The 26,709-nt window shown below is 69.0% G+C and carries 24 protein-coding genes; 8 read left to right on the top strand and 16 right to left on the bottom strand.

The window, feature by feature from the left end; translation table 11 throughout:
• Nucleotides 1-56 precede the first annotated feature (56 nt).
• On the bottom strand, nt 57-1,355 hold the full coding sequence (locus ACIA58_RS12390) for a family 43 glycosylhydrolase (RefSeq protein ID WP_396403714.1): 1,299 nt from the start codon (nt 1,353-1,355) through the stop codon (nt 57-59).
• Nucleotides 1,356-1,527: 172 nt separating this feature from the next.
• On the opposite strand from ACIA58_RS12390, the gene dacB reads away from it, so the two are divergent.
• The 3 genes from dacB to ACIA58_RS12405 are packed head-to-tail and all read left to right on the top strand — an operon-like array spanning nt 1,528 to nt 5,019.
• On the top strand, nt 1,528-3,096 hold the full coding sequence (gene dacB, locus ACIA58_RS12395) for a D-alanyl-D-alanine carboxypeptidase/D-alanyl-D-alanine-endopeptidase (RefSeq protein WP_396403715.1): 1,569 nt from the start codon (nt 1,528-1,530) through the stop codon (nt 3,094-3,096).
• A 40-nt stretch (nt 3,097-3,136) separates the two neighbouring features.
• Nucleotides 3,137-4,090 carry a GNAT family N-acetyltransferase gene (locus tag ACIA58_RS12400; protein ID WP_396403716.1) on the top strand — a complete coding sequence of 318 codons (954 nt, stop codon included), beginning with the start codon at nt 3,137-3,139 and terminating at the stop codon, nt 4,088-4,090.
• On the top strand, nt 4,087-5,019 hold the full coding sequence (locus tag ACIA58_RS12405) for a GNAT family N-acetyltransferase (protein WP_396403717.1): 933 nt from the start codon (nt 4,087-4,089) through the stop codon (nt 5,017-5,019). Before ACIA58_RS12400 ends, ACIA58_RS12405 begins: the two co-directional genes overlap by 4 nt.
• On the opposite strand, the gene ACIA58_RS12410 is transcribed toward ACIA58_RS12405, so the two are convergent.
• Nucleotides 4,982-5,614 carry a hypothetical protein gene (locus tag ACIA58_RS12410; protein WP_396403718.1) on the bottom strand — a complete coding sequence of 211 codons (633 nt, stop codon included), beginning with the start codon at nt 5,612-5,614 and terminating at the stop codon, nt 4,982-4,984. The genes ACIA58_RS12405 and ACIA58_RS12410 overlap by 38 nt on opposite strands.
• Nucleotides 5,607-6,098, bottom strand: a complete 492-nt coding sequence (locus ACIA58_RS12415; RefSeq protein WP_396403719.1) for an RNA polymerase sigma factor — start codon at nt 6,096-6,098, stop codon at nt 5,607-5,609. The genes ACIA58_RS12410 and ACIA58_RS12415 overlap by 8 nt, the downstream gene beginning before the upstream one ends.
• A gap of 76 nt (nt 6,099-6,174) precedes the next feature.
• On the opposite strand from ACIA58_RS12415, the gene ACIA58_RS12420 reads away from it, so the two are divergent.
• The gene (locus tag ACIA58_RS12420) at nt 6,175-6,768 is read left to right on the top strand and encodes an ArsR/SmtB family transcription factor (RefSeq protein ID WP_396403720.1); all 594 of its coding nucleotides are present in this window, start codon (nt 6,175-6,177) and stop codon (nt 6,766-6,768) included.
• Nucleotides 6,765-8,027 carry an MFS transporter gene (locus ACIA58_RS12425; protein WP_396403721.1) on the top strand — a complete coding sequence of 421 codons (1,263 nt, stop codon included), beginning with the start codon at nt 6,765-6,767 and terminating at the stop codon, nt 8,025-8,027. The genes ACIA58_RS12420 and ACIA58_RS12425 overlap by 4 nt, the downstream gene beginning before the upstream one ends.
• Here ACIA58_RS12425 and ACIA58_RS12430 read toward each other — a convergent pair.
• The 9 genes from ACIA58_RS12430 to priA form a co-directional block, all read right to left on the bottom strand.
• On the bottom strand, nt 8,024-9,625 hold the full coding sequence (locus ACIA58_RS12430) for an MDR family MFS transporter (protein ID WP_396403722.1): 1,602 nt from the start codon (nt 9,623-9,625) through the stop codon (nt 8,024-8,026). The two genes, ACIA58_RS12425 and ACIA58_RS12430, sit on opposite strands and share 4 nt — an antisense overlap.
• Entirely contained in the window at nt 9,625-10,131 is a 507-nt protein-coding gene (locus tag ACIA58_RS12435; protein ID WP_396403723.1) for a MarR family winged helix-turn-helix transcriptional regulator, read from the bottom strand. Before ACIA58_RS12435 ends, ACIA58_RS12430 begins: the two co-directional genes overlap by 1 nt.
• 79 nt (nt 10,132-10,210) lie before the next feature.
• On the bottom strand, nt 10,211-10,672 hold the full coding sequence (locus tag ACIA58_RS12440; RefSeq protein WP_396403724.1) for a MarR family winged helix-turn-helix transcriptional regulator: 462 nt from the start codon (nt 10,670-10,672) through the stop codon (nt 10,211-10,213).
• Nucleotides 10,673-10,748: 76 nt separating this feature from the next.
• On the bottom strand, nt 10,749-11,510 hold the full coding sequence (gene hisF / locus ACIA58_RS12445) for an imidazole glycerol phosphate synthase subunit HisF (RefSeq protein ID WP_396403725.1): 762 nt from the start codon (nt 11,508-11,510) through the stop codon (nt 10,749-10,751).
• A gap of 501 nt (nt 11,511-12,011) precedes the next feature.
• Nucleotides 12,012-12,944, bottom strand: coding sequence for a lysophospholipid acyltransferase family protein (locus ACIA58_RS12450; RefSeq protein WP_396403726.1), 933 nt, complete (start codon nt 12,942-12,944; stop codon nt 12,012-12,014).
• On the bottom strand, nt 12,944-14,524 hold the full coding sequence (locus ACIA58_RS12455; protein WP_396403727.1) for a lactate racemase domain-containing protein: 1,581 nt from the start codon (nt 14,522-14,524) through the stop codon (nt 12,944-12,946). The genes ACIA58_RS12450 and ACIA58_RS12455 overlap by 1 nt, the downstream gene beginning before the upstream one ends.
• 33 nt (nt 14,525-14,557) lie before the next feature.
• A complete protein-coding gene (locus ACIA58_RS12460) occupies nt 14,558-15,757 on the bottom strand; it encodes a zinc-binding dehydrogenase (protein WP_396403728.1) in 1,200 nt (399 codons plus the stop codon).
• Nucleotides 15,754-18,045 (bottom strand): HAD-IB family hydrolase, encoded by a 2,292-nt coding sequence (locus ACIA58_RS12465; protein ID WP_396403729.1) that lies wholly within the window; start codon nt 18,043-18,045, stop codon nt 15,754-15,756. Before ACIA58_RS12465 ends, ACIA58_RS12460 begins: the two co-directional genes overlap by 4 nt.
• Nucleotides 18,042-18,815: a bifunctional 1-(5-phosphoribosyl)-5-((5-phosphoribosylamino)methylideneamino)imidazole-4-carboxamide isomerase/phosphoribosylanthranilate isomerase PriA gene (gene priA / locus ACIA58_RS12470; protein WP_396403730.1), complete on the bottom strand. Its 774-nt coding sequence runs from the start codon at nt 18,813-18,815 to the stop codon at nt 18,042-18,044. Before priA ends, ACIA58_RS12465 begins: the two co-directional genes overlap by 4 nt.
• 121 nt (nt 18,816-18,936) lie before the next feature.
• Here priA and ACIA58_RS12475 point away from each other — a divergent pair, with 121 nt between their 5' ends.
• The gene (locus ACIA58_RS12475; RefSeq protein ID WP_396403731.1) at nt 18,937-20,049 is read left to right on the top strand and encodes a cytochrome P450; all 1,113 of its coding nucleotides are present in this window, start codon (nt 18,937-18,939) and stop codon (nt 20,047-20,049) included.
• Here ACIA58_RS12475 and ACIA58_RS12480 read toward each other — a convergent pair.
• Together ACIA58_RS12480 and ACIA58_RS12485 are read right to left on the bottom strand one after the other, a co-directional pair.
• Nucleotides 20,033-20,791, bottom strand: coding sequence for a class I SAM-dependent methyltransferase (locus tag ACIA58_RS12480; protein WP_396403732.1), 759 nt, complete (start codon nt 20,789-20,791; stop codon nt 20,033-20,035). The genes ACIA58_RS12475 and ACIA58_RS12480 overlap by 17 nt on opposite strands.
• Nucleotides 20,792-20,820: 29 nt before the next feature.
• Nucleotides 20,821-21,600, bottom strand: a complete 780-nt coding sequence (locus tag ACIA58_RS12485; RefSeq protein ID WP_396403733.1) for a sulfite exporter TauE/SafE family protein — start codon at nt 21,598-21,600, stop codon at nt 20,821-20,823.
• Between the two features lie 105 nt (nt 21,601-21,705).
• On the opposite strand from ACIA58_RS12485, the gene ACIA58_RS12490 reads away from it, so the two are divergent.
• Together ACIA58_RS12490 and ACIA58_RS12495 are read left to right on the top strand one after the other, a co-directional pair.
• Nucleotides 21,706-22,158 (top strand): YciI family protein, encoded by a 453-nt coding sequence (locus ACIA58_RS12490; protein ID WP_396403734.1) that lies wholly within the window; start codon nt 21,706-21,708, stop codon nt 22,156-22,158.
• Nucleotides 22,155-23,387, top strand: coding sequence for an RNA polymerase sigma factor (locus tag ACIA58_RS12495; RefSeq protein WP_396403735.1), 1,233 nt, complete (start codon nt 22,155-22,157; stop codon nt 23,385-23,387). The genes ACIA58_RS12490 and ACIA58_RS12495 overlap by 4 nt, the downstream gene beginning before the upstream one ends.
• A gap of 14 nt (nt 23,388-23,401) precedes the next feature.
• Here ACIA58_RS12495 and ACIA58_RS12500 read toward each other — a convergent pair whose 3' ends face one another.
• Nucleotides 23,402-24,733: an FAD-binding oxidoreductase gene (locus tag ACIA58_RS12500; protein ID WP_396403736.1), complete on the bottom strand. Its 1,332-nt coding sequence runs from the start codon at nt 24,731-24,733 to the stop codon at nt 23,402-23,404.
• 189 nt (nt 24,734-24,922) lie between these two features.
• On the bottom strand, nt 24,923-26,686 hold the full coding sequence (locus ACIA58_RS12505; RefSeq protein WP_396403737.1) for a proline--tRNA ligase: 1,764 nt from the start codon (nt 26,684-26,686) through the stop codon (nt 24,923-24,925).
• Nucleotides 26,687-26,709 lie beyond the last annotated feature (23 nt).

The raw sequence follows: 26,709 nt of genomic DNA on the forward strand, positions 1-26,709 counted from the left end.
GTACTCCCCGTCCGTCTCGCTGTGCACTAAGAGACTACGGGGTCGTGCGGATGCCTCTACTGCAATTCGAGGTAGTCGACTTCCGTGTACAGGTCGCCCTTGGTCAGCCGGATCGTGTTCCAGCCGGCGTTGAGCGTGACGGAGACCGAGCTCTCGTGCCAGTTGTCCCAGCCGGTGACCGGATAGCTGACCGAGCCCGCGTTGTTGCCGTTGACAACGAGACCGTGGCTGGCGGTGGAGGCCGATCCGTTGGCGTACCCGACGTGCAGGGTGTAGCTGCCGGCGACCGGGGCGAAGACGGTGTTCTCCACCCAGGAGTCGGCGTAGTCGATGTACGCGACCACCTTGCCGTCCGAGGCACCGGCCGCGTTGGCGCGGACGCTGCAGTGGTTCAGCGTGCCGCGCTCCGCCTCGTACCGGACCCGGCTCCCACGGACGACCGGGTAGTCGTTCGCCCAGCCGATGTCGGCGACGTACAGATGCCTCTGGTTGCCGACCCAGCCGTGCAGGAAGATCTTGTTCTCGACGACGTCCGCGCCGCCGGGTCCGCAGACGGCGTTGTCGAACGTCGCCGTCGTCATCAGCGGCCGGTACGCCGTTGTCCACGGCCCGCTGAGACTGGTCGAGGTCGCGTACGACGTCAGGTAGTTGCAGTCGGTGTAGCCGCCACCGGAGAAGAACAGCACGTACTGGCTCCCGCGCTGGACGAGGTCCGGCGCCTCGATGACGCCGCTCGACGTGAGCATCGCGGTGTTGCCGCCGACGAGGGTCCGGCCGTTGTCCGCCGTCCGGGTGAGCCAGAGGGTCGACGGTTGGCCGATCGCGTTGCCGTCGTTCTTCCAGATCAGGTAGCGGGTGCCGTCGTTGGCGACGAACGTGTTCGGGTCGATCGCGCCGCCCTGGTCGAGCGGGCAGATGAGCGGCGTCGTACCGACCGGCTGGAACGGGCCGAGCGGCGAGGTGGCGGTCGCGACGCCGATGCACTGGTGGCCGGATGCCTTGTGCCAGGCGGTGTAGGTGAGGGTGTAGGTGCCGTCCGGGTTCGGGTAGACGTCCGGCGCCCAGGTGCGGCCCGGCTGGGCCCAGGCGGCGGACGGGCCGCCGGGCATCGCGTCGCCGCGGATGGTCCACGGTCCGTTGGCGCTCGGGGCGGTCGCGACCGGGACGGTGCCGCGGCCGTTGTTGGTCGAGTACGCGTACCAGGTGCCGTTCTGCTGGAACACGTCCGGATCGGGGAAGTCCTCGCCGACGATCTCGCTCGGGAACACCGCGCCTCCGGCCGCATGAGCGGGCACGGACAGCAACGAAGTCAGGCTGAGTGCGGCCACCAAGGCCGCGAGAAGCCGTCTGGTCATGACACTCCTCAGGTGGGGGCAGATACCTGTTCGAGAGACTTTTCCATCGATTCACCTGAAAATCACCCCCGCCCCTCTTTTCTTTCCTTCCTTCCTTCGATCCCTGGACCTGGAGTCGTCCGGGGTAGAGACTCCGGCTAGTTGTTTTCCGCCTGGTTTGAGGGAGTGTCTCGTGAGTCATTTACCGAGAGTGTCGGGGCGCGGGTTGGTCGCCGCGGTGGCCGCCGTCGCCGCCGTGACCGGTGGTGTGGTCGGACAGTCGGCCGGCGCGCCGACCGCAGTACAGGAGACGGCACTGCAGCAGCGGCTCGACAGCCTGCTGAACGACAGCCGGTACGACGGGTCGCAGGTCACGCTGGTGGTCCGCGACGCGACCACCGGCGAGACGCTGTACGACCGGAACGGTTCGGAGCGGCTGCTGCCCGCGTCGAACACCAAGCTGTTCACCTCGACGGCCGCGATGCACGTGCTCGGCCCGTCGTACCGCTTCCACACCGACGTGCTCGCCACCGCACCCGTCCGCGGTGGGAAGCTGCGCGGTGACCTCTATCTGAAGGGGTACGGCGACCCGACCGCGCTGGAGTCCGATTACGCCGGACTGGCCAAGCAGCTCAAGGCGGACGGCGTCCGGAAGGTCGACGGCGACCTGATCGCCGACGACTCGTACTTCGACCACGTCCGGCTCGGCGACAGCTGGGCCTGGGACGACGAGCCGTTCTACTACAACGCCCAGATCTCCGCGCTGACGCTAGCCCCGAACACCGACTACGACTCCGGTACGGCGATCGTCGAGACCCGTCCGGGGGCCGCGGCCGGCGCCCCGGCGAAGCTGAACCTCGTCCCGGCGAACGGCGTGCTGAAGATCGTCAACACCGCCACCACCGGCGCGGCCGGGACCTCGAACACGATCACCGTCGATCGCGACCACGGCACCAACGTCGTGCGGGTGACCGGCTCGATGCCGCTCGGCTCCGCGGTCGAGCAGGACTGGGTGACGGTCTGGGAGCCCGAGCTGTACGCGGCCGATGTGTTCCGGCGGGCGCTGACCGCGCAGGGCATCTCGGTCAGCGGCCACATCAAGAACGCGGCCACCCCGACCGGCGCGAACCGGCTGGCGCGGGACGAGTCGATGACGGTCGGCGAACTGCTCACGCCGTTCCTCAAGCTCTCCAACAACATGCACGCCGAGACCTTGGTCAAGACGATGGGTGCGGTCGCCGAGGCCGACGGCGGCTGGCCGGCCGGGCTGGACGTGGTGACGAACTACGCGAAGAGCGTCGGCGTCGACACCAGCCGGATCCGGCTGTCCGACGGCTCCGGCCTGTCGCGCAAGGTGAACGTGACCGGTGACGCGGTCACCGACATCCTGATCGCCGCGCGCAAGGAGCCGTGGTTCCAGCAGTGGTACGACGCGCTGCCGATCGCGGGCAACCCGGAGCGGTTCGTCGGCGGCACGCTGCGCAGCCGGATGCTGAACACGCCGGCCGCCAACAACCTGCACGGCAAGACCGGATCGCTGACCGGCGTCACGGCGTTGTCCGGCTACGTGTCCAACGCCGACGGCCGCAAGCTGGTGTTCTCGATGATCAGCAACAACTACCTGGACAGCCCACGCTCGATCGAGGACGCCGTCGGCGTCACGCTCGCCTCCTGGACCGACCAGGGCACTCCCCCGGCGGCGGTCAGTACGTTCAAGACAGCACAGACGACCTGTGACCTGGAACGGGAGAAGGTCTGCTAATCAGTTCGACAGTACGGCGGTCGTTCACCACCATGAGTGCATGACCGCCGTACTGCCATCCTCGTTCACCGTCCGTCCGCCGGCGAAGGAGGATGCTCAGGCGCTCCTCGAGCTGGTGTCGGACTACAACACCTCGGTGGTCGGATTCGCCGACTACACGCTGGACGACGCTGAGGACGAGCTCACCGAGCCCGGGTTCGATCCGGAGACCGACGGCTGGCTCGTGTACGACGGCGACCGCCTGATCGGCTACGGCGCAGTCTTCGGCAAAGGCGACCACCGCCAGGTGGACCTGGATCTGGTCACCACGGACCTCACCGTCGAGACCTATCTGCTCGAACGCATCCTCCGGCGCGCGGCGGAGTTTGCCCGGATGTACGGGCATTCGTCGGTCCAGCTGGACGCAGGCAACTATCAGGCAGATGTCGCGCGCCGGGATCGCCTTGCTGGTTGTGGTTTCGAGCCCGGTACGACGTTCTACCGGATGCGGATCGACCACGCCGGCCCGGTCGCCGTACCGGAGGTGCCGGACGGCGTGACGGTGCGGCGGGGTACTCCGGACGAGGCGAATCAGCGGGCGGGGCACGCCGTACTGAACCAGAGCTTCGATGGGCAGTTCGGGTTCACGCCGCGGCCGTTCGAGGAGTGGCAGGCGGCGCAGGAGAACTTCTCGGCGTTCGACTGGTCGCTGCTGACGTTGCTCGAGCTCGACGGCGAGGTGGTCGCGGTGCGGTCGAGCACGAACCAGTTCGTCGAGGACGAGAACTGCGGGTACATCGGCCGGCTGGGCGTGCTCGACAATGCGCGCGGGAAGGGCCTGGCGAAGTTCCTCCTCCGCGATCAGTTCGCCCTGGACGCGGCGGCGGGCCGGGCCGGCACGATCCTCCACGTCGACACCAACAACCCGACGCCGGCGCTCGGTCTGTACCTGTCGGTCGGCATGCAGGCCGTGCTGGTGATGGAGGTTCTGCGCCGCGAGGTGGCGGCCGCATGAGCCTGCCGGCCGGCCACACGTTCCGTCCGATGGTGCTCGCGGATGCCGAACTGATCGCCGAGCAGTCCGCGGCGTACACGTCCGCGCTGCTGGGTTTCGCCAAACACAGCCCGGAAGACGTCGCCAACTATCTCCGCGACCCCGGCATCAACCTCCCGACCGACGGTTGGGTCGTCCTCGACCCAACCGGCAACTTCGCCGGCTCAGCAACCGCGGTCGCCATCACCGACGGAACCCACCTGAACGTCGACATCCTCAGCAACAACCCAGAGGTCCTGGACTGGCTCCTCACCCAAGCCGAACACCGCGCAGGTGGGCGGCGTGAGGTTGTCGTGCGCGTCGGGGTAATCCGGCAGGACCAACTGCTCCCAGATGTGCTGCGGGCGCGGGGGTTCGCGATTGGTACGTCGGTGCAGCGGATGCGGATCGACTTCGACGGCGTGGTCCAGGCGCCTGCTGTGCCCGAGGGTGTGTTTGTTCGGCGCGGAGCCCCGGACGACGCAACCAAGCGGGCAGCACATGCAGTGCTGATCGAGGCGTTCAAGGACCAACCGGGCACGTTGCCGCGGCCGTTCGAGGAGTGGGCGGCTTCGCGGGAGAGCCGGTCGACGTTCGACTGGTCGATGGTGACGCTGGTCGAGCTGGACGGGCAGGCGGTCGGCGTGACCGAGTGCAACGACAACTTCGTCAGCACCGACAACTGCGGGTACGTCGGCCGCCTGGCGGTCGTACCGTCCGCACGTGGCCGCGGTCTCGCCAAGTTCCTCCTGCGGACCGCCTTCGCCGCTGACTCCGCCGCCGGCCGCTCCGGCACGATCCTCCACGTCGACTCCAGCAACCCGACCCCCGCCGTGGCCCTCTACACCGGCGTCGGCATGCACCCGGACCTGATCAGCGACATCTGGCAGCGAACGATCCAGCCGGCTTGAGGCACCCGCGTCCCTTCAGCACGACACGCTCGCCGATGGTCCCGGCGTACACCGTGCGGTTGCCGAGTGGGCTCCTGAGGTCGAGCTGGAGCGTGGTCGGCGCGGGGCCGGGATTGTTGCACTGATGGCCTTCACTCTGGTCCGGGCCGACGCCGTACCGGTACGCCGCGATCCGGACCGAGCCCGCGTCCTGGGACAGGATCCGGACAACCGTGTTCGGCAGGCACGGCTCGACGGCGACCTCGTCCGGTTCGACCCCGACGGTCAGCACCGTGAGGTGGTCCGGGTCGAGCCGCACCGACGTCACCGCGATCTCGCCGCGGAGCAGGATGACCGTCGTACCGAGCTTGTACCGCTGCGGAGCCGGCCCGTCGACCGTGTAGTGCGGCAACTCGAGGCCGATCGTCGGCTCGGGCTCAGCCTTCGGATAGCCCAACGCGGCGGCGATCCCGGCCACGATCACGATCGCGGCGACCGCAGCGGACACGATGTACCGCCGCCCGCGCCGCTCACGGAGGGCCCTTTCGAGGTCTTCGAACGGAGGCGCCTCATCCGGCGTCCGCGCGTCGACGTACTCGACCAGCAGGTCACGCATCCTCGGTCACCTCGAGCACCGGACCGAGGATCCGCCGAGCCCGAGCCAGCCGGGACCTTACCGCGCCGACCCCGAGTTGCAGCTCCTCGGCGATCTGCTCGACCGGCAACTCCATCACGTCATGTAGTACGGCGACAGCCCGCTGCTGGGGCGTGATCCGGGCCAAAGCGCTCGCCACGTCATCAGCCGGCGCATCGACCGAGTCCGGGCGGCCGGTGACCCGGGCCAGCGCCCGGGTCGCCACCTCCCGGCGACGCAATCGGCCGACCATCGTCCGCACGGCGAGGGAGCGCACCCAGACCTCCGGATCGTCGTACCGGCGGATCGCGTCCCAGCGGCCGAGCAGCTTCACGTACGCGTCCTGGGCCACCAGTTCGGCGTCCACGCGTGATCCCCCGATCGACATCAGTACGCCGATCAGCCGCGGCCAGGTGCCCCGGTACAGGGCCGCCACGTCCGCCCGTGGATCGCTCTCGTCCCGCACGCAGTCAAGTGTCCCGCCGTACCCGGACCGGCGACAGAGGTTGCCTCCGGGAGATCTGAGAGATTACTCTCGAAACATGTCTCTCAGAAATCCGTACGGCGATTTCGAGATCACCGACCCGCAGGCGATGCGTGCGTTGGCGCATCCGGTCCGCCTCGCCGCGCTCAGCTATCTGCAGAAGAACGGCCCGGCCACGGCCACCCAGCTGTCGGAGCACGTCGGCGCCTCCCCGTCGGTGACGAGCTGGCACCTGCGGCATCTGGCCGGCTTCGGCCTGGTCGTCGACGGTCCGCCGCCAAGCGGGTCGGATCGCCGGCAGCGCTGGTGGAACGCCGTCGCCCACGGTTTCCGGTACCAGATCCCGGACACTCCGGAAGGCCTCGAGGCGGGCCGCCTGCTGCGGACCGAGATGATGAACCAGGGACTCGAAATGGCCCAGCACTGGCTGGCCGAGACCGAGCCGGGCCTCGACCCCGAGTGGAGCCGGGTGGCCGGATCCTCGAACACCCTCCTGGTCCTCACGCCCGCCGAGGCCGAGGCGCTCGAATCCGCGATCGAGCAGGTCATGGCGCCGTACGTCCAGCGCCGCGACGCCGGCGAGTCCCCGGACGACGCCCACCCGATCCGCTTCCTGCGCCTGTCCTTGCCCGAAGCAACGGACCCGCAGTGAGCACGCTCTCCGCCACCAGCCTGTGGCGTGATCGGCGGTTCCGGACCTTCTGGTCGGCGCAGGCCGTCTCCGAGTTCGGCGACCGGATCACCGAGCTCGCGCTGCCGCTGATCGCGGTCACCATGCTCGACGCGTCGCCCAGCCAGGTCGGTCTCCTGACCGCCGCTGTCTGGCTACCCAATCTCGCCTCGCTGTTCATCGGCGCCTGGGTCGACCACCGCCGCGACAAGCGGCCGCTGATGATCGCCGCCGACCTGACCCGCGCGGCCCTGCTGCTGTCCCTCCCGGTCGCGTACTGGCTGGACCTGCTCAGCCTCGGTCACCTGTACGCGATCGCAATCCTGGCCGGTACGGCGCACGTCGTGTTCAACACGGCGTACGCGTCGTTCTTCGTCCGGCTCGTCCAGCGGGACCAGTTCCTCGAGGCGAACAGCAAACTCTCGGCAACCCGGTCGATCTCGTTCATGGCCGGACCGGCGGCGGCCGGCGCACTCGTCCAATGGTTGACCGCGCCGGTGGCGATCGTCGTCGACGCGCTCTCGTTCGTCTTCTCGGCGGTCCAGATCAGCCGCGTCGACGTACCTCCCGCCGACGTCGGGCCGGACGAAGCCGCGGAGTCGCTGCTACAGCGCGCCAGAGCGGGAATGCGCTACCTGCTCCGGCATCCGTACCTCCGCCGGAGCCTGGCCTGCTCGACCACGGTGAACTTCTTCAACCTGATGAGCTCGGCCCTCCTGGTGCTGTTCGCGAGCCGCGAGCTGGGGTTGTCGGCCGGCACGATCGGTCTCGCGTTCGGCATCGGGGCGGCCGGCAGCCTGGTCGGCGCGGTCGCCGCGTCCCCGCTCAGCCGCCTCATCGGGGTTGGTCCGCTGATCGCGGTCGGCGCGGTCGTGTTCCCGGGCTCGATCGCCATCGCGGCCCTGGCCGACGGCCCGACCTGGGTGAAGGCCATGGCCCTCGGAGCGGCCGAGTTCGTCGGGGGCTTCGCGGTGATGTGCTTCGACATACCGAACAACGCACTGCAGGCCTCGGTCACCCACGACTACATGCGCAGCCGGGTCTCCGGGGCCTACAGCAGCATCAACTACGGCATCAGGCCGCTCGGCGCGGTCGTCGGAGGGCTTCTCGGCACCTGGATCGGCGTCCGGGAAACCCTCCTCGTCTCCGCCGCCGGCGGCTTCCTCGCCGTACTGTGGCTGATCGGTTCGCCGAACCTCCGCACCCGCGAGCTCGACGGCCTGCAGCCACCTGAGTTCTAGTCGTGCACGCTGCTGTCGACCAGGTCTTCGACGTCGACCTTGGCGACGGTCTTGCGGAGCGGGACCTCCTTGATGAAGATCACGGCGATCAGGCTGACCACCGCACAGGCGGCCGCGATCAGGAAGATCCGCCCGGTGGCATCGCCGTACGCGTGCCGGACCAGCTCGGCCAGCTGCGGCGGCAGGTGACCGACGTCCAGCAGGCTCGTGCTGCCGGAACCGCCCTCCTGCAGCTTGCGCGCCGCCTCGGCTCCGTTCGGGCCGGCGAGCACGCCGGCGACGATCAGGTCCTTCACCCGCGCCGCGAGCACCGCGCCCAGCGCCGAGACGCCGACCGCACCACCCAGGCTGCGGAAGAACGCCACGGTCGCGGAGGATGCACCGATCTGCGTGACGTCGACCGTGTTCTGTACGGCGAGCACCAGGTTCTGCATCGTCATACCCATGCCGAGGCCCATCGCCAGCATGCCGAGTCCGACGTACCAGTACGGCGTGCTGTGGTCGATCGTGCCGAGGATCAGCAGCCCCACGAGGAGCAGAACGCCGCCGGACACGAGGTACCGCTTCCACTTGCCGTAGCGGGTGATCAGCTGACCCGAGCCGGCCGAACCGACGAACGAGCCGAGCATCATCGGGATCGTCAGCAGGCCGGCCTGGGTCGGGCTGTAGCCGCGGGCGATCTGGAAGTACTGGCCGAGGAACAGCGCGCTGCCGAACATCGCGACACCGACCGAGAGGCTGGCGACGATCGCCAGCGCGGTGGTCCGCTCGCGGACGACCTTCAGCGGGACCAGCGGCTCGGCCACCCGGTTCTCGACCAGTACGGCGAGGAAGCCGGCCACCAGCGTGCCGCCGACGAACAGTGCGGACTCCCACGACATCCAGGCGAAGTCGCTACCGGCGAAGCTCACCCACAGCAGCGGCAGGCTGGCCGCGATGCTGATCAGGAGCGCGCCGAGGTAGTCGATCCGGACCTGACGCTTGAGCATCGGCAGGTGCAGGTACTTCTGCAGGATCACCAGGCTGACCACGGCCAGCGGGACGCAGACGTAGAAGCACCAGCGCCAGCCGAGCCACGAGGTGTCGACGATCACGCCGCCGATGAGCGGGCCGCTGACGGTCGCGACCGCCATCACGGCGCCCATGTACCCGGAGTACCGGCCCCGCGACCGGGGTGGGATCGCAGCGCCGATGATCGCCTGGGCCAGGGCCATCAGACCGCCCATCGCGAGGCCCTGCAGGACGCGGGCCCCGATCAGGAACGGCACGTTGTGGGACAGACCGGCCAGCGCTGACCCGACCACGAAGACCGAGATCGCGATCTGGACCAGCAGTTTCTTGCTCACCAGGTCGGAGAGCTTGCCCCAGATCGGCGTGGACACCGTGGTTGCCAGCAGGCTCGCGGTGAGGACCCACGTGTACTGCGTCTGGGAACCCTCGAGGTCGGCGATGATCGTCGGCAGGGCATTGCTGACGATCGTCGAGCTCAACATCGCCGTGAAGAGCGCGGCGAGCAGGCCGATCAGGATCTCGAGGATCTCGCGGTGGGTGAGTTCCGGCGCAGCGGGCGTCTGCTGCCGGGTCTCGGTGACAGTCATCAGTCTCCTGTTGGTTGTGAACGCCTCACGACCGTGTTGGCCTCGGTGATCGCGACCGCGACCCGCTGCATGGTGGCAGCGGCCGCGGTGATCGCGTCGTCGTCGAGGTCCGCCAAAGCGGTCCGCAGTTGCTGGGTGTAGGACGAGTAGAGAGCCTCGAGCTGGGCCTTCCCCCGGGGTGAGAGGCTGACCAGCCCGACCCGGGCATCGGCCGGGTCAGGTCGACGGCTCACCAGTCCGTCGGCCTCCAGCGCGGTCAGCTGCCGGCTCACCACCGACGCGTCGACGCCGAGCTTGGCGGCGATCTCGCCGCCGCGCTGCTCGCCGTCCTTCATCAGCACCTTGAGCACGCTGGCGTCCGAACGGCGCAGGCCGCTGTCGTTGGTCAGGTGCCGATGCTCGATACATCGCACGGCACGCACCAACGAGCTGACCCCTTCGAGCAGCTCCTGGGCGGCCGCATCCCGCTCTACCCCCGGGACGAGGGTTTGCTGAGCTAGTTGCATAACCCAACTATATACTCAGATAGTTGGTTTCCACAACCATATGCCCAGGCTGTGGATAACTGGTTACACGGGGTGAGACCTAACCGAGGTCGGTGTTCAGGCGGGCCAGGAGGCGGCCCAGGTCGGCCAGGTCGGTGGGGTTCCAGCGGTCCAGGATGGCGCGGAACTCGGTCTGGCGCTGGGTGCGCATGGCTTCGTAGCGTTCGGCGCCGGTGGTGGTGAGGCGGAGCAGGCGGGCGCGGCCGTCGTCGGGGTCGCCGACGCGCTCGATCAGGCCGAGGGTCTCCAGTTGGGTGATGCCGCGGCTGACGGTGGACTTGTCGAGGCCGAGGACCTGGGCGACGTCGGAGGCTCGCACGCCGGCGCCGTTGCCGGTGCCCATCTCGATCTGGGAGATCAGCGCGTAGCCGGCGGCGTCCATCTCGGGGTGGACGCGGCGCGCCAGCCGGAGCGAGGCGGAACGCGAACGGCGGAACAGCGCCGACAGCTCCTGCTCGATCGCCGCGACCATCTCCTCGGAGCGCTCCACCTGCATGCTCATCGACGTCCTCGCTTCGCTCCGGGCGCCGATGAGACACGAGTGCTCTGTGTTGTTCTGATGCCCTCGCTCCGCTCGGTCATCGGACCACGATCCCCGCGTCGCGGAGCGCCTTCTTCACGTCGGCGATCCGGAAGTCGCCGAAGTGGAAGACGCTGGCCGCGAGCACCGCGTCCGCCCCCGCCTGGACCGCGGGCGGGAAGTGCTCCGGCGCCCCCGCTCCCCCGCTGGCGATCAGCGGTACGTCGACGACCGCGCGCACGGCCTTGATCAACTCCAGGTCGAACCCTTGCTTGGTCCCGTCGGCGTCCATCGAGTTCAGCAGGATCTCCCCCGCGCCCAGCTCGCACCCGCGCTGCGCCCACTCGATCGCGTCCAGCCCGGCGGACTTCCGGCCGCCGTGCGTGGTCACCTCGAACCCGCTCGGCTGCTCCGCGGACCGCCGTACGTCGAGGGACAGCACGAGCACCTGGTTGCCGAACCGGTGCGCGATCTCGCGGATGACTTCCGGCCGCGCGATCGCGCCGGTGTTGATCCCGACCTTGTCCGCACCGGCCCGCAGCAGCCGGTCCACGTCGCCGACCTCGCGGACTCCGCCGCCCACGGTCAGCGGGATGAACACCTGCTCGGCGGTCCGCCCGACCACGTCGTACGTCGTCTCGCGCGATCCTGACGACGCGGTGATGTCGAGGAACGTGAGCTCGTCGGCACCCTCGGCGTCGTACACCTGCGCCATCTCGACCGGGTCGCCCGCATCACGCAGGTCGGCGAAGTTCACACCCTTGACCACCCGCCCGGCGTCGACGTCCAGACAGGGAATGACTCGTACGGCAAGGCTCACGCGCTCAAGGGTAGCGGGTGCCCGCACAGAGACCGCGCCGAGCCGTCAAGACAGAGAATGGGCAAAGAATTCAAGGAAAGAAGGTTATTCAGAAGTCTCGGTCGAGCTTTTCAGGGTGAGATTTGAAGGAAGGAGCAAAGAAAAGAAGACATTTTGGAGTGGCGGTCGGCTTCGGTGGCCGCGCGCGTTTGCTGTGCCCTGGCCGTGTGCCAGGACAGCGAACGGCCCCTAACTCGCGGCGGATCTCCCAACCCGATCGCCGAGTCGTGGCAGTCGGCCGGCCTCGGGTTCGCCGAGTCGTGAAGACGGGTCCTGAGAATCTGCCGTGATCCACGACTCAGGGCCAGGGTTCGCGGTGTCGGCATGATCGAGCGGTTGGTCCGCGAGGCCGTCGGCTGACTGTCGAAGGCAGCCGCCACCCTAGGTCTCTCTTCTTTGCTCTTTCCTTCAATCTCTTCCTGGAAGAGCCACCCTGGACTTCTGAACAGGCCCCCTTGGTCTTTACTTCCAGGCGCGGCGGCGGCCGTCGGTCGCCTTCATCGGGCGGGTGGACTCCCAGACCCGGCGCCAGCGGGCGGCTTCGGGGCCGGTCTGCGACGGGGAGGCGCCGAGCGCGGCCCGGCGGCGGGCCTCGTACCAGGTGGTCGACTCCTCGTCGAGGAGCGCCGACACCGCGGCCGCGATCCGGGGCGCGAAGTCACGCGCGCTCTCGCCCTCGGCGGCGTACAGCGGGTCGCCGTACCGGACGTGCACCGCCGGGCGGCCGGGGACCGGCCAGCCGCGGCCGCGCGGCATCGCGGCGAACGAGCCCTTGATGCCGACCGGGATCACCGGCACGTCGTGCTCGACGGCGAGGTACGCCGCGCCCATCCGGAACCGCTGGATCCAGCCGTCCGGCGACCGCGTGCCCTCCGGGAACACGACCACGTTCCAGCCGTCGGCGAGCAGGTCGCCCGGGGTCGAGCTCAGGTTGCCGCCGCGCCGCTCGATCGGGAACGTGTTGAACACGATCGCCGACCCGGCCGCCCGCCACCAAGTGTCGAAGAAGTAGTCGGCCGCCGCCGCGAACGCCGTCCGGCGGCGCATCGCGTCCGGCAGCGACAGCAGCAGCAGCGGGGTGTCGAGGTGCGAGGAGTGGTTCGCGACGATGATCGCCGGGCCGTCGAGCTTGAGCAGCGAGTCGAGTCCGCTCACCTGCGGGCTGACCTCGAAGTTCAGGATCGCGTTCAGCGGACCCTTCTGGATCAGGTCCCGGACCGCGATCGCGCCGGGGGTCCGGGCCCACTTCGTCGGGAAGACCGTGGTCTCCTTCGGAATCACGTACGGCTCGGCCGAGCGCGGCACCTGCGGCCGGCGGCCCCACCGCCACCCGCGCGCGACCTGCTTCACGTCACGCGCGGTGTCGCGGCCGAACTTCACCAGGCTGGTACCCATCAGCGCACGTCCGCGAGCAGGTGCGGCGGGTTGTGCAGGTAGGTGATCGACGGCGACCGGCCCACCGAGTGGCTGACCATCTCGAGCGCGTCGGACAGCGTCGACGCGGACCGGAAGCCCATCCGCTCGACGGTCTTGCGGTTCGCGCCGACCCAGACGATGTCGCCGCAGTGGTCCAGCGCGTGCGAGATCCAGTACCACATGTAGAACGGGTGCACGCCGTGGTACGCGTACGACGTCCGGTACAGGTGGATGTACCACGGGTCCTCGGCGTACTGCTTCTCGAACTTCGCCTCGATCGTCGCCGGATCGGTGCTCTCGGCAAGCACTTCCTCGAAGAAGTCGACGTACGACGGGTGGTGCAGCTGGCTGAACTCGTAGTCGACCGGGTGGTACAGGATGACCGCCCCGTCCTTGCGGACGATCGGGTTGCCGCGGTACGAGTTGAAGTAGTACCCCAGGCCCATGCAGGCAGCCAGGATCGGGTTCATCACCGAGTTCACGTTGTACGGGCCGACGAACGGCACGCCCATGATCGCGACATCGGACTGGCCCTGCACCTCGACCAGGTGCTGGCGGTGCACGTTCTCGATGGTCTTCTCGTGCACCGGCTCGATCTTCCCGGCGTGCACGCCGGTCAGGCCGTAGTTCGACCGGGTGTCGGTGAAGATCTTGTGCCGCAGCTTGGCCGGCGCGACGTCGAGCCCGCGCTTGGTGGCCAGGAAGGACGCCTGGTCCTTGATCGACCACTCCCACTCGCGCTTCTGCAGGAACTCCAGCGGCCCGCCGAAGATGTCGTTGTTCAGCGTCGTCTCGATCTGGAACACCTTGACGTGCTCGGTCAGCACCTCGCCCATCCGCCAGGCGGAGTGGTGCATCTTCGACGCCTTGTGGTCCATGAACGACCGCGAGTGGATCATCGTGTGGCTGTTGTGGTGGTGCTTCAGCGACTTGTACGACGCCAGCCCGATCGACGTCGACTTGTGGCCGCCGTCCATCGCCACCAGGTTCACGTTCACGTAGACGAGCAGGTCCGACTCGGCCGCCCGCTTGGAGATCTCGACGTCCTCACCGTGCTTGGTCTGGCCCAGGTGGGTCAGGTTCGCGGTGTCCTCGGCGTCGAAGTTGTAGAGCTTGCCGTCGGGGAAGAACGACCGGAACACCCGCTCGCCGACGATGTCGCGCAGCTCGTTCGGGGTGAGCCGGCGGTGCAGCGCGTTGGCCGAGATCAGCTCGACGTCGTCGACACCGGCCTGCGCGGCCAGCTCCAGCACGGCCTCGATGATGCGCTGCCGGATGTCCGGCTTCTTCATCGGCGGCAGCGGCAGCGAGATGTCGTCGAACGCGATCGTCAGCCGCATGCCCGCCCGCAGCAACTCCGGCAGCGGCTCGGACTCGATCGGGTTGCGCAGCGCGTTCTGGATCGCCTCGTCGACGTCCCGGACCGCCGGCAACGCCTCCGGCGGGTACACCACCCGGGTGCCGAGCGGGAACCGCTCCAGCAGGAAGCCCTCACCGTTGTGCACGAGCAGCGGCGGAGTCCGGTCGTCCACCTCAAGCACGAATCCTGGCCGAGACATGTCAGAACCTCTCTCGTCGTACATTCAGCGCCCTCATGAGGCCCTCACATCGAAAGCAACCTTGACTGTTCCCAGTCGGCCGGCGGAGTGCGCATGATCGAGCGCCTCACGCCAGCGGTACAGCGGATACCGCGCACCGACGATCCCGTCCAGCGGGGCGCGGCCGGCCAGCTCCAGCGCGGTCTCGAACGCCGGGCGGCCGTTCGGCTCCTCGCGCGCGGACGCGTAGGTGCCGGTCACCTCCAGCTCGCGGAACCACACCGGCGACAGGTCGGCGCCACTGGCCGGCATCCCGGACAGCACCACCCGGCCGCCGGCCTTGGTGACCCGGAGCACGGTGTCGATCGAGTCCTTGCTGCCGACCGCGTCGACCGCGACGTCCACGCCGCCGAGCAGGAACTCCCCCGCGCCGAAGTCCGGCTTGAGCCGGAACGCGCCGGTCGACCGCCGTACGCCGCGGAACACCTCGTCGGGCGCGACCACGTCGCTGGCGCCGAACGCCCGCGCGAGTTCACGCTGCTTGGGGTGCTTGGCGACCACGGTGATCCGGCCGGCCTGCGTCAGCTCACGCAGCGCGAGCGTCGCGAACAGCCCGACCGCACCTGCACCACTCACCAAGACCGACTGGCCCGGCTGTACCTTCGCTCGCAGCGCCGCGTGCACGGCGCCGGCAAGCGGCTCGACCAGCACTGCGCGCTCGTTGGTGAGTGCCTCAGGTACGGCGTACAACTGGCTGCGGTGGGCGACCAGCATGTTGCCCCAGCCGCCGCCGGTGTCCTGGCAGAACCCGGTCTGCAGACCCGGCGCCACATGGCCGACCGTGATCCGGTCGCACCGGTTGGTGTTCCCGGTCACGCAGTTCTCACACGGCTCGACGCCGCGCGCCGCGCAGGTGAGGACGGAGTCCATCACCACCCGGGTGCCCTTCGGCAGGTCTTCGCAATCGTCGAGCAGCTCGCCGACGACCTCGTGGCCGGGCACGAACGGCATCGACACCACAGCGGAGAAGTACAGCTTGGTCGAGCCGGTCACCATGCCGAGGTCCGAGCCGCAGATGCCGGACAGGATCGGCCGGATCCGTGCCCAGCCAGGCCGTTCGGCCTTCGGCTCGTTGATGGTGACGAGGCGCAGCGGTGCGGCCGGCCCGGTCAGGATGCCGGGGATGCGGCCGCCGACCGCCTTGGCCGCCAGGAACTTGGCCGGCGACCGGTACATCTCGAGCGCGAGCATCATCGAACGTTCACCCCAGGGAGCTCCAGACGGGACGACGTGGACGGGGTCTTCCAATCGACGATCTGCCAGCGGGCCGCCCGGGCGGCCCGGAACAGCGACACGTCGGGCGAGACCGCGACCGGGTTGCCGACGGTCGTCAGCATCGGCAGATCCGAGTGGCTGTCGGCGTAGGCGTACGACTTGGACAGGTCGATGTTCGTGCCGCGGGCGCGGTGCTTGATCCACGCGGCCCGGGACTCACCGACCAGCGGCGGCCCGGACAGGAAGCCGGTGCAGCGGCCCCGGTCGTCGACGGCCAGCTCGGCGGCGACGATCTCGTCGAACAGCGGCTCCAGCGGCCGGGTCAGTGGCCGCACCGCGCCGGTGATCAGGATCGTCTTGTGCCCGGCCGCGCGGTGCTCGCGGATCCGCCGTACCGCGGCTCCGCTCAGCCGCTCCAGCACGTGCTCGGCGAGGACCTCGTCGACGATTCGGTTCAGTTCCTCCAGGTCCGCGCCCTCGTAGCGGCGGTAGATCGTGCGGAGGAACGTGCCGCGGTCCTTGCGCTCGGCCGAGATCAGCTTCGGCAGCCGGCGCAGCATCGCGCCGATCTCACCGACCCGCTGGTGGCTGTCCAACTCGGGCAGCCGCATCCACAGGTAAGTCTCGATCACGTTCGAGGACAGCAGCGTGCCGTCCATGTCGAAGGCGGCGATGACCTCGGTGTCCTGCGAAGGCTCGACCTTCTTCAGGACACCGGCCGACTCGAGCAGCGCCTTGTTCCGCTTCTTCCGTACGACGTCCAGCCGGCGCATCGACTCGGTGACGCTCGGGCAGTGCAGCTCCTGCAGGTAGTACTGCCAGTCGACGATCGAGGTGTCGCACCAGAACTTCTCCCGGTCGTCACCCTCCAGCGCGTTGTGCAGCGCTAGCACGTTGTCGTCGATGAACTGCAGTTCGGCCTGCGCGTACTCGGAGTACAGATCCATGTAGCGGCGGAGGAAATCGAGCCGGCGCTTCTGCACGTCCAGCTCGCGCGCGTACTTGCGGACTCGTTCGCTCCGCGGCACGGTCGTGATGATCTTGTCGGCGATCTTGTGCGCCTTCTCGCCGTAGCGGAGCATGCTCTCGACCGAGTCGCCGCCGGGGAACTTCCAGACCGGGAGCCGGACCGCGCCACGCTCGCCGAGGTCGAACGGGTGCTTGGAGAAGTACGCGCGGACGCCGGCGTACAACTGCTCGAAGGTCAACGGGTTCCGGGCGCCGGAGCTGACGTGGTAGTACTCCGGCTTGCTCAGCTCGGGCTCGGTCGCCATCACCGCGCAGATCGCGCCGACCACGTGGTCGACCGGGATGATCTCGACGACGGAGTCGGGGCTGGCCGGGAACTCCGGCAGCTCACCGCGGCCGTAGGCCAGGATCAGCGGCTCGGCCATCTTGAAGCCCTCGATCCAGCCCGGATGCGGGGACTGCAGCGCGGACTCGATGATGGCCGGCCGGACGATCGAGGTCGGCAGCTTGCCGGCGAACTCCTCGACCACCCGCTCGCCGAGCGCCTTGGTGAACGTGTAGCAGTCGGTCCAGCCGAGGCTGCGGGCGCGCTCGGTGCCGGTCTCGACCAGCTTCTTCGCGACCCACTCGATCCGGCGCCGCTCGGTATCGGCCGCGGCGGTCAGGTGACCGGCGCGGCGGTGCAGCTTCTCGGCCTCCTTGCGGAACCTGGCCAGCATCGGCGCGGACCGGGACTGCTCCTCGATCCGGGCCTTCATCGCCATCCCGGCCTCGGCCTCGGCCCGCCAGTCGACGAAGTGCTCGACCGACGCCTCCGGGATCGCACCCCGGCGCCGGCCGGCCGTGTAGGCGGTGGAGATGTGGACGTAGTGAACCGGCCGCTGCGTCTCGACGATCCGCTCGAGCAGGCTCTTGGTGCCGAGCACGTTGGTCGTGAACGCCTCGTGGATCGGCGGGTCGAAGCTGACGTCGCCGGCGCAGTGCACGACGATGTCGAGATCCTTCGGCAGCTCCGGTACGTCGGACAGGTCGCCGTCGATGACGTGGATCCGCGCCGCGCTCAGTGCCTCCGCGTCGGCGTACGGCGTGCCCTCGCCGTAGAACGGCTTGAAGATGTCCTTGCGCAGCAGCTGCGCCATCCGGTCGGCGCCGGACAGCGAGCCCTTCGGCCGGACGATCGCGGCCACCGTCGTACCGGGGAGGTCTCCGATGATCCGGTGCAGCAGCGCTTCACCGACGAACCCGGTGACGCCGGTGACCAGGACCTTCTTGTCCTTGAGCTTGTCGGCCAGACTCACTTGTCGCCTCCACGCGTGAGCTCGAGTGCCTCGGTCAGGGTGAACGCGCCGGCGTACAGCGCCTTGCCGACGATCACTCCCTCGACCCCGTCCTTCACCAGCGTGCCCAGGGCCTCGAGATCGTCGAGGCTGGAGACGCCGCCGGACGCGACGATCGGCTTGTCCGTCCGCGCGCACAGGTCGCGGTACAGGTCCAGGTTCGGGCCTTGGAGCATGCCGTCCTTGGTGACGTCGGTGACCACGTACCGCTCGCAGCCGGCTGCTTCGAGCCGCTCGAGCACCTCGTACAGGTCGCCGCCTTCCTTGGTCCAGCCGCGGGCGGCCAGCGTCCGGCCGCGGACGTCGAGCCCGATCGCGATGCGGTCGCCGTACTGCTGGATGATCCGGTCGCACCACTCCGGGTCCTCGAGCGCGGCGGTGCCGATGTTTACCCGGCGGGCACCGGTCGCGAGAGCGGCCGCCAGGGAGTCGTCGTCGCGGATGCCACCGGACAGCTCGACCTGAACGTCCAGCTTGCCGGTGACGTCGGCGAGCAGCTCCCGGTTGCTGCCGCGGCCGAACGCCGCGTCCAGGTCGACCAGGTGGATCCATTCCGCGCCGGCGTCCTGCCAGGCCATCGCGGCGGCCAGCGGATCGCCGTACGAGGTCTCGCTCCCGGCCTCGCCCTGCACCAGCCGAACCGCCTGCCCGTCCGCCACATCGACGGCAGGCAGCAGCAGTAAATGCCCTGACCGGGGCGGTGGGGTGGGGAGAGAATCTGACACCGACATGGCCCACACCCTAGAGGGCGTTGTCGAAGGTTTCGTAACCCGGACGCCCGCTGAGTCGTTCATATCCGATCTGTCTCAGCAATACCAGCAGCGTTACTGGTCCTATCATTACGCTGGTCTGGTGGTGACTGTCGAGCAACTCGAAACCGACCCGCATCCGACGCTGGCCGCCATCCAGCCGATCGGCTGGATCGAAGCGCTGAGCAGCTGGGTCGTCACGTCGCGAGCACTCGTCTTGACCGTCCTGCGCGATCCGGAGACCTTCACGGTCGACGATCCGCGGTTCTCGACGGCACAGGTGGTCGGTCCGTCGATGCTCTCCCTGGACGGCTCTACGCACAAGGCACACCGAGACCCGTTCGAGTCGCCGATCGGCCTGGCCGACACCCGCCGCCGCTTCGTCGGTCCGGTCCAGCAGACCGTCGATGATCTGATGGCTGCCCTCGAAGAACCTGCCGATCTCCGCACCGGCCTCGCGGGCCCCTTGTCCGTCGCGGTGGTCGCGTTGTCGCTCGGCCTGCCGCCTGCCTCGGCCTCGACGGTGCTCGACTGGTACACCGCGATATCCGCGTCCGTGTCCGGTGTCTCGGCCGGCCATCCGGTCACCGCGGAGGGCGCCGCGGCCTTCGGTGAGCTGCACAAGCATGTTGCTGCGGGCATCGACTCGTCGGACTCGTTGATCGCGGTTGCTGCGCACGCGGGCCTCGGTGTGGACGAGGTCGTCGCGAACGCCGCCGTACTCATGTTCGGCGGTATCGAGACCACCGAGGGCATGATCACCAACGCCCTCTGGCACCTCCTGACCAACCGAGACCAGCTCGACCTCGTCCTGGCCGACCCGCCCCTGCTCCCCAACGCGATGGAGGAGTCGCTCCGCCTCGAACCGGCCGCCGCCGTCGTCGACCGCTACGCCACCCGCGACGTCGAGCTCGCCGGCACCCAGATCCGTCGCGGTGACATGGTGACCGTGTCCCTGGCCGGCGCGGGCCGCGATCCCGAGGTGTTCGAGTCGCCCGACAAGTACGACGTACGCCGGGCGAACGCGCGCCGCCATCTCGCCTTCGCCAGCGGACCGCACATCTGCCTCGGCATGCACCTGACCCGGCTGGAGACACTCACCGCCCTGGAAGCAGTCCTTCGCCTCCCCGGCCTTCGCCTGGCCGCGGACTCACCGCCGCCGCGCGGCCTGGTCTTCCGCAAGCCGTCCGCGCTGCGCGTCAGCTGGGACGCGTGAGCACGAGCATCGTCGCCGAGTAGACCGGCATCTGCCGATCGGGATCGCGCTCGGCGTCTGCCGCGAACCGCGCGAATCCCGGATCCACCTCGTCCGCGGGCAGATGCTCGAACGTCGACAACGCCCGCAGACTCAGCCGCTCATAGCTCTCCTGCTGGGTCCTCGGCTCCTCGGCCGTGATCCGTACGACGTCATCACCCGGGACCAGCCCTGCCTCCGTGGCGAGCGTCTGCGCCGCGGCCACCGACACGTACATCGCGGCGTCGACCGCCCGCGCGGACGGGAAGTATTCGTACCAGAACAGATCCGGCATCACGTCCGAGAACTGCGTGCGCAGTAGCGCGACTCCCCCGGGCCGGAGCACCCGGCGGACCTCCCGAAGGCCCTGCAACGGATCGGTCCAGTGGTGGAACGTCAGGAACATCAGCACCGCGTCAACCGATGCCTCAGGCAACGGAATGTGCTCGGCGCTGCCTTTCAGATAGGTCACGCCCGGATGGGGAGCCTGCTCGGCTGCCTCCCGCATCACGTCCGACGGCTCGACGCCGTACACCCGCCCCTGGAACTCCGCCGCCAGGCCGGGACTGAGTCGGCCGGTCCCGCTCCCGAGGTCGAGGACGTCCAGTGGCCGTCGCTGCGGCAGATGGATCGCGAATGCCGAGGTCCAGCGGCGTACCTCGGCCGGTGGCATCCCGCGGCCCGCGACGTACACACTGCCCATCCGACCGTTGTAATCCACCATTCCGAGACCCTATCCCGCGGCTTTCGGCGTCAGCCACCGGAAAAGACGTCGTACGCGAGTCGCAGGATCAAGGCGGACACGACGACCAGGAAGATCACCCGGACGAACCGGCTGCCGCGGGCGACCGCCGTCCGGGCGCCCAGCAGACCGCCGCACATGTTGGCGGCACCCATGATCAGGCCGAGCCCCCACAGCGGTGCGCCGTGCAGGGCGAAGACGAGGATCGCGCCGAGGTTGGTGGCGACGTTCGCGATCTTCGCCTTGGCGCTGGCCTGCAGGAAGTTGTACCCGAGCAGGCCAACCAGCGCGAAGATCAGGAACGACCCCGTCCCCGGCCCGACCGCGCCGTCGTAGAACCCGATCAGTACGCCGACTCCGCTCGCCGCGAGGTAGTGGTCGCGGCCGTCGAACCGCAACGCCGTCCGCGCCCCGAGGGACGGCTTCATCGCCGTGTAGATCGCGACGACGACCAGCAACGCCAGCACGATCGGCTTGAACCACGACATCGGGATCTTCGTCGCCACCAACGCCCCCGTCGCGGCGCCGAGGCCGGCCAGGATCGCGAGCGGCAGGACGGTCTTCCGGTCGGGCCTCACCTTCACCCCGAACGTGACCGCGCTGGTCGTCGTACCGCACAGCGACGAGATCTTGTTGGTCGACAGGATCTGCGCCGGGGAGGCGTTCGGCAGACCGAGCAGCATCGCGGGCAGCTGCAGCAGTCCCCCGCCGCCGACCACGGCGTCGATCCAGCCGGCCGCGAACGCGGCGATCACCAGGAACAGCAACGTCCACAACGAGATATCAGGCACCGCAGTACGTCCTCACGGACCCGATGATCAGGTAAGGGCGTAGTACCACTCAACCTTTACACGGGGGAGTGAGAGGTATGACACCTGATCCGGGAGAATGGCTGGGTGAAGTTCCTACTGCTGATCCACAACAACGTCGAGGCGCTCAAGCAGTTCACCGAGCAGCAGCTGTTCGAGATGTCCGGCGGCCCGGCCGGCCTCGCTGCCGTCGCGCGGGAACTGCTGACCAGTGGAGAGCTGGTCTCGGTCCTGCGGCTCAACGACCCGGGAGAGGAGAAGGACGTCCAACTCGTTGCCGGTACGCCGGTGATCTCGGACCGTCCGCTGCTCGAGACGAAGGAGTTCCTGGCCGGCGCGATGGTGCTGAACTGCGCGTCGCTGGAGCGGGCGCTGGAGATCGCGGCGATCATCCCGCTGGTGGAGTTCCGTCGCGTCGAGCTCCGCGAGATCAACCAGGACCAGGACGACTTCCTGGCTCAGCTCGCCTTCCTCGAGAAATCCGGCGTCGAGGGATCCGGCCTCGAGGGATCCGGCCTCGAGGGATCCGGCGAGTCGTGACCGGTCCCCCGGTGTCAGAGCTCGAGGCGGCGATTCGGGCGGCGGCGCCGCGGGCGTTGGCGGTGCTGGTCCGGCGGTACGACGCGTTCGACCAGTGCGAGGACGCGGTCCAGGAGGCGCTGGTCGACGCGTTCGTGCAGTGGGGCGCGAACGGCGTACCCGAGCAGCCGATCGGCTGGCTGATCAGCGTCGCGTCCCGGCGGATGATGGACGGCTGGCGGCGCGACAACGCGCGGCGGCAGCGCGAGCTGAACGACTTCCTCCGCGCACCGGCGGATCAGTACGACCCCGACGAGTACCACGAGGATGCCGACGACACGATCCGGCTCCTGGTGCTGTGCTGTCACCCGGCGCTGACGCCGGCGTCGCAGATCGCGCTGACGTTGCGCTCGGTCGGCGGCCTCACCACCGCCGAGGTGGCGGCCGCGCTGCTCGTCAGTGAGACCACGGTCGCGCAGCGCATCAGCCGGGCGAAGCGGCTGATCAAGGACGCGCCGTTCGAGCTGCCGACGCCGCAGGAGTACGACGCGCGGCTGAGCGCCGTACTGCAGGTGCTCTACCTGATCTTCAACGAAGGGCACACTGCCAGCGCGGGTGATTCGCTGCAGCGCGTGGACCTCGCCGAGGAGGCGCTCCGGATCACCCGCCTGCTGTGTCAGGCCACCGGTGAGGCGGGCGAGGTCGCCGGGCTCCTGGCGCTGATGATCCTCACGCACGCCCGCCGGGACGCGCGGACCGGGCCTGGCGGCAACCTCATCCCGGCCGACCGGCAGGACCGGTCCCGCTGGTACGCCGACGAGATCGCCCAAGGCACCCGCATCGTCGAGGAGACGCTGCGCTCGGGCGCCGTCGGCCCGTACCAACTGGAGGCGGCGATCGCGGCCGTGCACAGCGAGGCCGACTCGGTCGAGACCACCGACTGGGAACAGATCGCCGGCCTGTACCGGATCCTGGAGAAGGTCGACCCGAGCCCGATGGTGACGCTCGGCGCTGCCGTCGCCGTCGCGATGACCGAGGGTCCGGAGGCCGGCATCGCGATCGTCGAAGGGCTGGCCGAGGACCGGTACGTCGGCCAGCACCACCGCCGCCTCTCGGTCCTCGCGCACCTGCACGAACTCGCCGGCCGTCCGGACCAGGCCCGCGCCAACTACCTCGCGGCCCTGGAGCGCACCCGCAACACGGCCGAGCAGAACTACCTCCGCGACCGCATCGCCCACCTCATCAAGTGACGCGGGCCGCCGGCCTATTCCGGCCGTGGTGACACACTGAGCGCGTTGCGGAACATGTGGCCGGGGTCGACCTCCTGCTTGAGCGCGGCCAGCAGGGCGCGGTGTGACTCCGGGTAGCACAGCTCGATGTCCTCGTCGGTCGGATCGGACAGGAAGTTCACGTAGGCGCCGTTCGGCCGCAAGGTCTGCCAGAACGCGTCGAACTCGCCGGGCTGCGATCCCTGCGCCTCGACCGACCCCATCAGCACCGAGTTGACCATGAACTGCGCGTCCCGGTGCGCGAACGCGGTCGCGTCCGCGGGCATCGCACCGAACGCGCCGCCGAGCGCCCGGATCTCCATCGCCATCGCCGGCAGTTGCTGACGTGCTTCGAGCAGCCGCCCGGTGAGGTCGGGCCACCACATGTCGAACAGGCCGTTGCGGATCCGCGGCTGCCAGTCCGCCGGCATCGACATGTCCGACAACACCTCGGCGTACGGCACCTCGGTGACCTTGTCCGTCAGCAAGGTGCCCAGGTTGCGCAGCGGCTCGAGGACAGCAGGGTCGCCCGCAACGCACACCATGATGGCGACCGGGACCTGACGGTCGGCCATCATCGTCGGCGCGAGCTGCAGCGATGACGTGAGGCTCTCCGGCGCCGTCGCGGCGTACTCCACCCAGCCGTTGAGCACCTGCTCTGTCTGGGTCCACGGGTAGAGCAAGGTGCCGAAGTGGACGGTCGGCTGCCGTACGGCGGTGATGTCGTACGACGTTACGACGCCAAGACTGCCCGCGGCGCCACGCAGGCCCCAGAACAGCTCCGGCTCGTTCGCGGCGTCGACCCGGCGGACCGAACCGTCCGCGGTGACGACCTCGGCCGACACCACGTTGTCGATCGCCAGACCGTACTTGCGAACCATCCACCCGATACCGCCGCCGGCCATCAATCCGCCGACGCCGACGCTCGCCGTATCGCCCGACGAGATCGCCAGCCCGAGCTCCGACAGCCGCGCGGCAACCTCGCCCCAGGTAGCACCGGCGCCGACCCGGACGACATCATTCGGCAGCACCTTGACCTCGCCCATCGGCCGTACGTCGATCACCACGCCACCGTCGTTCGTACCGAACCCGGCCGCGTTGTGCCCACCGCTCCGTATGGCGATCGGCAGGTCCTGCGCCTCGGCGTACCTCAACGCGGCCACCACATCAGCCGGCCCCGCACACCGCACGACCACCTGCGGCCGCCTGTCTGCCGCGACCACCCGCCCGGCCTCGGCGTACCCGGCATCCCCGTCCGCGAGCACCTCCCCTGACACCACGTCCCGAAGCCCGTCGAGCCCCCGGCCAACCACTGCAGATTCCGTCATCACCACTCCCTTGATCCCAGACGCCCCCTCTGGCGTCTCACTGCGGGATCGGAGCCGATCGACGTTCCTCGACACGGTTCAGGAAAGAAATCACAAACCAGCCCCACTCCGTGCGGAGTGGGGCCGGTTGTGGCTCTGCGGTGGGCATTCGGCCCACCAGGTGAGTCAGCCAGGTGATCCAGCCGGGCGTCAGCCGCGGACGGCCGCGACCAGGTGGTCGACCACGTCGGCGACGGGGATGTCGGTGCGGTCGCCGGAGCGGCGGTCCTTGACCTCGATGGTGCCGTCGGCCAGACCCTTGCCGACGACGGCGATCGTCGGGACGCCGATCAGCTCGGCGTCCTTGAACTTCACGCCCGGGGACACCTTCTCGCGGTCGTCGTAGATGACCGACAGGCCGCGCGCCTCGAGCCCGGCGGCGATCTCGGCCGCCTTCTCGAAGACGACGGAATCCTTGCCAGTGGCAACAAGGTGGACGTCGGCCGGCGCGATCTCCCGCGGCCAGACCAGGCCGAGCTCGTCGTGGTTGCCCTCGGCGATCGCCGCCACCGCGCGGGTGACGCCGACGCCGTACGAGCCCATGGTGACCGTGACGAGCTTGCCGTTCTGGTCGAGAACCTTCAGGTCGAGCGCGTCGGCGTACTTGCGGCCGAGCTGGAAGATGTGGCCCATCTCGATGCCGCGCGCCGCCTCCAGCGCACCCGAACCGTCGGGCGCCTGGTCGCCGTCGCGCACCTCCGCGGCCTGGATCGTCCCGTCCGCGGTGAAGTCGCGCCCGTACACCAGGTTGACGACGTGGAAGCCGGACTTGTCCGCGCCCGTCACCCACGCCGAACCCTCGGCCACGCGCGGGTCGAGCAGGTAACGGATGCCGGACGAGTTCTCCTTGCCCAGCACGCCAGGCCCGATGTAACCCTTCGCCAGCGTCGGGTGCTTCTCGAAATCGGCCTCCTCGAAGGCCGCGACCTCGGCCGGCTCCATCTGGGCGCCGAGCCGCTTCTCGTCGATCGCCCGGTCGCCCGGCACGCCGATCGCCAGCGGCTCGCGCGTGCCATCGGGGTGCACGAGCATGACGAGCACGTTCTTCAACGTGTCCGCGGCGGTCCAGTCGCGGCCGTCGGTCCGCCCGTGCTTCGCGTTCAGCGCGTCGACGAGCGTGTCGATCGTCGGGGTGTCCGGCGTGTCCACGACCTCCGCGGCCGGCACGCCGGACGCGTCCACCGCGGCGGCCTGCGGCACGACGACCGCCTCGACGTTCGCGGCGTACCCACCCGGGGAGCGGACGAAGGTGTCCTCGCCGTTCTCCGCGATCGCGAGGAACTCCTCCGACCGCGAGCCGCCCATCGCGCCGGACATCGCCTGCACGATCACGTAGTCGAACCCGAGCCGGTCGAAGATCTTGATGTACGCCCCGCGGTGCTTCTCGTACGACGCGGCGAGGCCGTCGTCGTCGACGTCGAAGGAGTACGAGTCCTTCATCACGAACTCGCGCCCGCGCAGCACACCCGCCCGCGGCCGCGCCTCGTCGCGGTACTTGTTCTGGATCTGGTAGATCGACAGCGGAAGGTCCTTGTACGACGAGTACAGATCCTTCACGACCAGCGTGAACATCTCCTCGTGCGTCGGACCGAGCAGCATGTCGGCGCCCTTGCGGTCCTTCAGGCGGAAGATGTTCGGCCCGTACTCCGTCCAGCGGCCGGTGGCCTCGTACGGCTCGCGGGGCAGCAGCGCCGGGAACACCAGCTCCTGCGCGCCGATCGCGTCCATCTCCTCGCGGACGATCCGCTCGACGTTGCGCAGCACGCGCAGACCCAGCGGCAGCCAGGTGTAGATGCCGGGCGCGGCCCGCCGGATGTACCCGGCGCGGACGAGCAGCTTGTGGCTCGGGACCTCCGCGTCCGCCGGGTCCTCGCGAAGCGTGCGGAGGAACAGCGACGACATACGCAAAATCACGGGAGTCTCCAAGCGTGCAAAAG

It is taken from the genome of Kribbella sp. NPDC051586 (genome assembly GCF_044453965.1).
Classification (GTDB): domain Bacteria; phylum Actinomycetota; class Actinomycetes; order Propionibacteriales; family Kribbellaceae; genus Kribbella.

Excerpts from the sequence above, each read along its gene's own strand:
- ACIA58_RS12410 (WP_396403718.1), bottom strand. The coding sequence starts at position 5,614 with ATGCGTGACCTGCTGGTCGAGTACGTCGACGCGCGGACGCCGGATGAG.
- ACIA58_RS12435 (WP_396403723.1), bottom strand. The coding sequence starts at position 10,131 with ATGCAACTAGCTCAGCAAACCCTCGTCCCGGGGGTAGAGCGGGATGCG.
- priA (WP_396403730.1), bottom strand. The coding sequence starts at position 18,815 with ATGTCGGTGTCAGATTCTCTCCCCACCCCACCGCCCCGGTCAGGGCAT.
- ACIA58_RS12460 (WP_396403728.1), bottom strand. The coding sequence starts at position 15,757 with ATGATGCTCGCGCTCGAGATGTACCGGTCGCCGGCCAAGTTCCTGGCG.
- ACIA58_RS12420 (WP_396403720.1), top strand. The coding sequence starts at position 6,175 with ATGTCTCTCAGAAATCCGTACGGCGATTTCGAGATCACCGACCCGCAG.
- ACIA58_RS12500 (WP_396403736.1), bottom strand. The coding sequence starts at position 24,733 with ATGACGGAATCTGCAGTGGTTGGCCGGGGGCTCGACGGGCTTCGGGAC.
- ACIA58_RS12400 (WP_396403716.1), top strand. The coding sequence starts at position 3,137 with ATGACCGCCGTACTGCCATCCTCGTTCACCGTCCGTCCGCCGGCGAAG.
- ACIA58_RS12430 (WP_396403722.1), bottom strand. The coding sequence starts at position 9,625 with ATGACTGTCACCGAGACCCGGCAGCAGACGCCCGCTGCGCCGGAACTC.
- ACIA58_RS12450 (WP_396403726.1), bottom strand. The coding sequence starts at position 12,944 with ATGGGTACCAGCCTGGTGAAGTTCGGCCGCGACACCGCGCGTGACGTG.
- ACIA58_RS12480 (WP_396403732.1), bottom strand. The coding sequence starts at position 20,791 with ATGGTGGATTACAACGGTCGGATGGGCAGTGTGTACGTCGCGGGCCGC.
- ACIA58_RS12455 (WP_396403727.1), bottom strand. The coding sequence starts at position 14,524 with ATGTCTCGGCCAGGATTCGTGCTTGAGGTGGACGACCGGACTCCGCCG.
- ACIA58_RS12405 (WP_396403717.1), top strand. The coding sequence starts at position 4,087 with ATGAGCCTGCCGGCCGGCCACACGTTCCGTCCGATGGTGCTCGCGGAT.
- ACIA58_RS12440 (WP_396403724.1), bottom strand. The coding sequence starts at position 10,672 with ATGAGCATGCAGGTGGAGCGCTCCGAGGAGATGGTCGCGGCGATCGAG.
- ACIA58_RS12390 (WP_396403714.1), bottom strand. The coding sequence starts at position 1,355 with ATGACCAGACGGCTTCTCGCGGCCTTGGTGGCCGCACTCAGCCTGACT.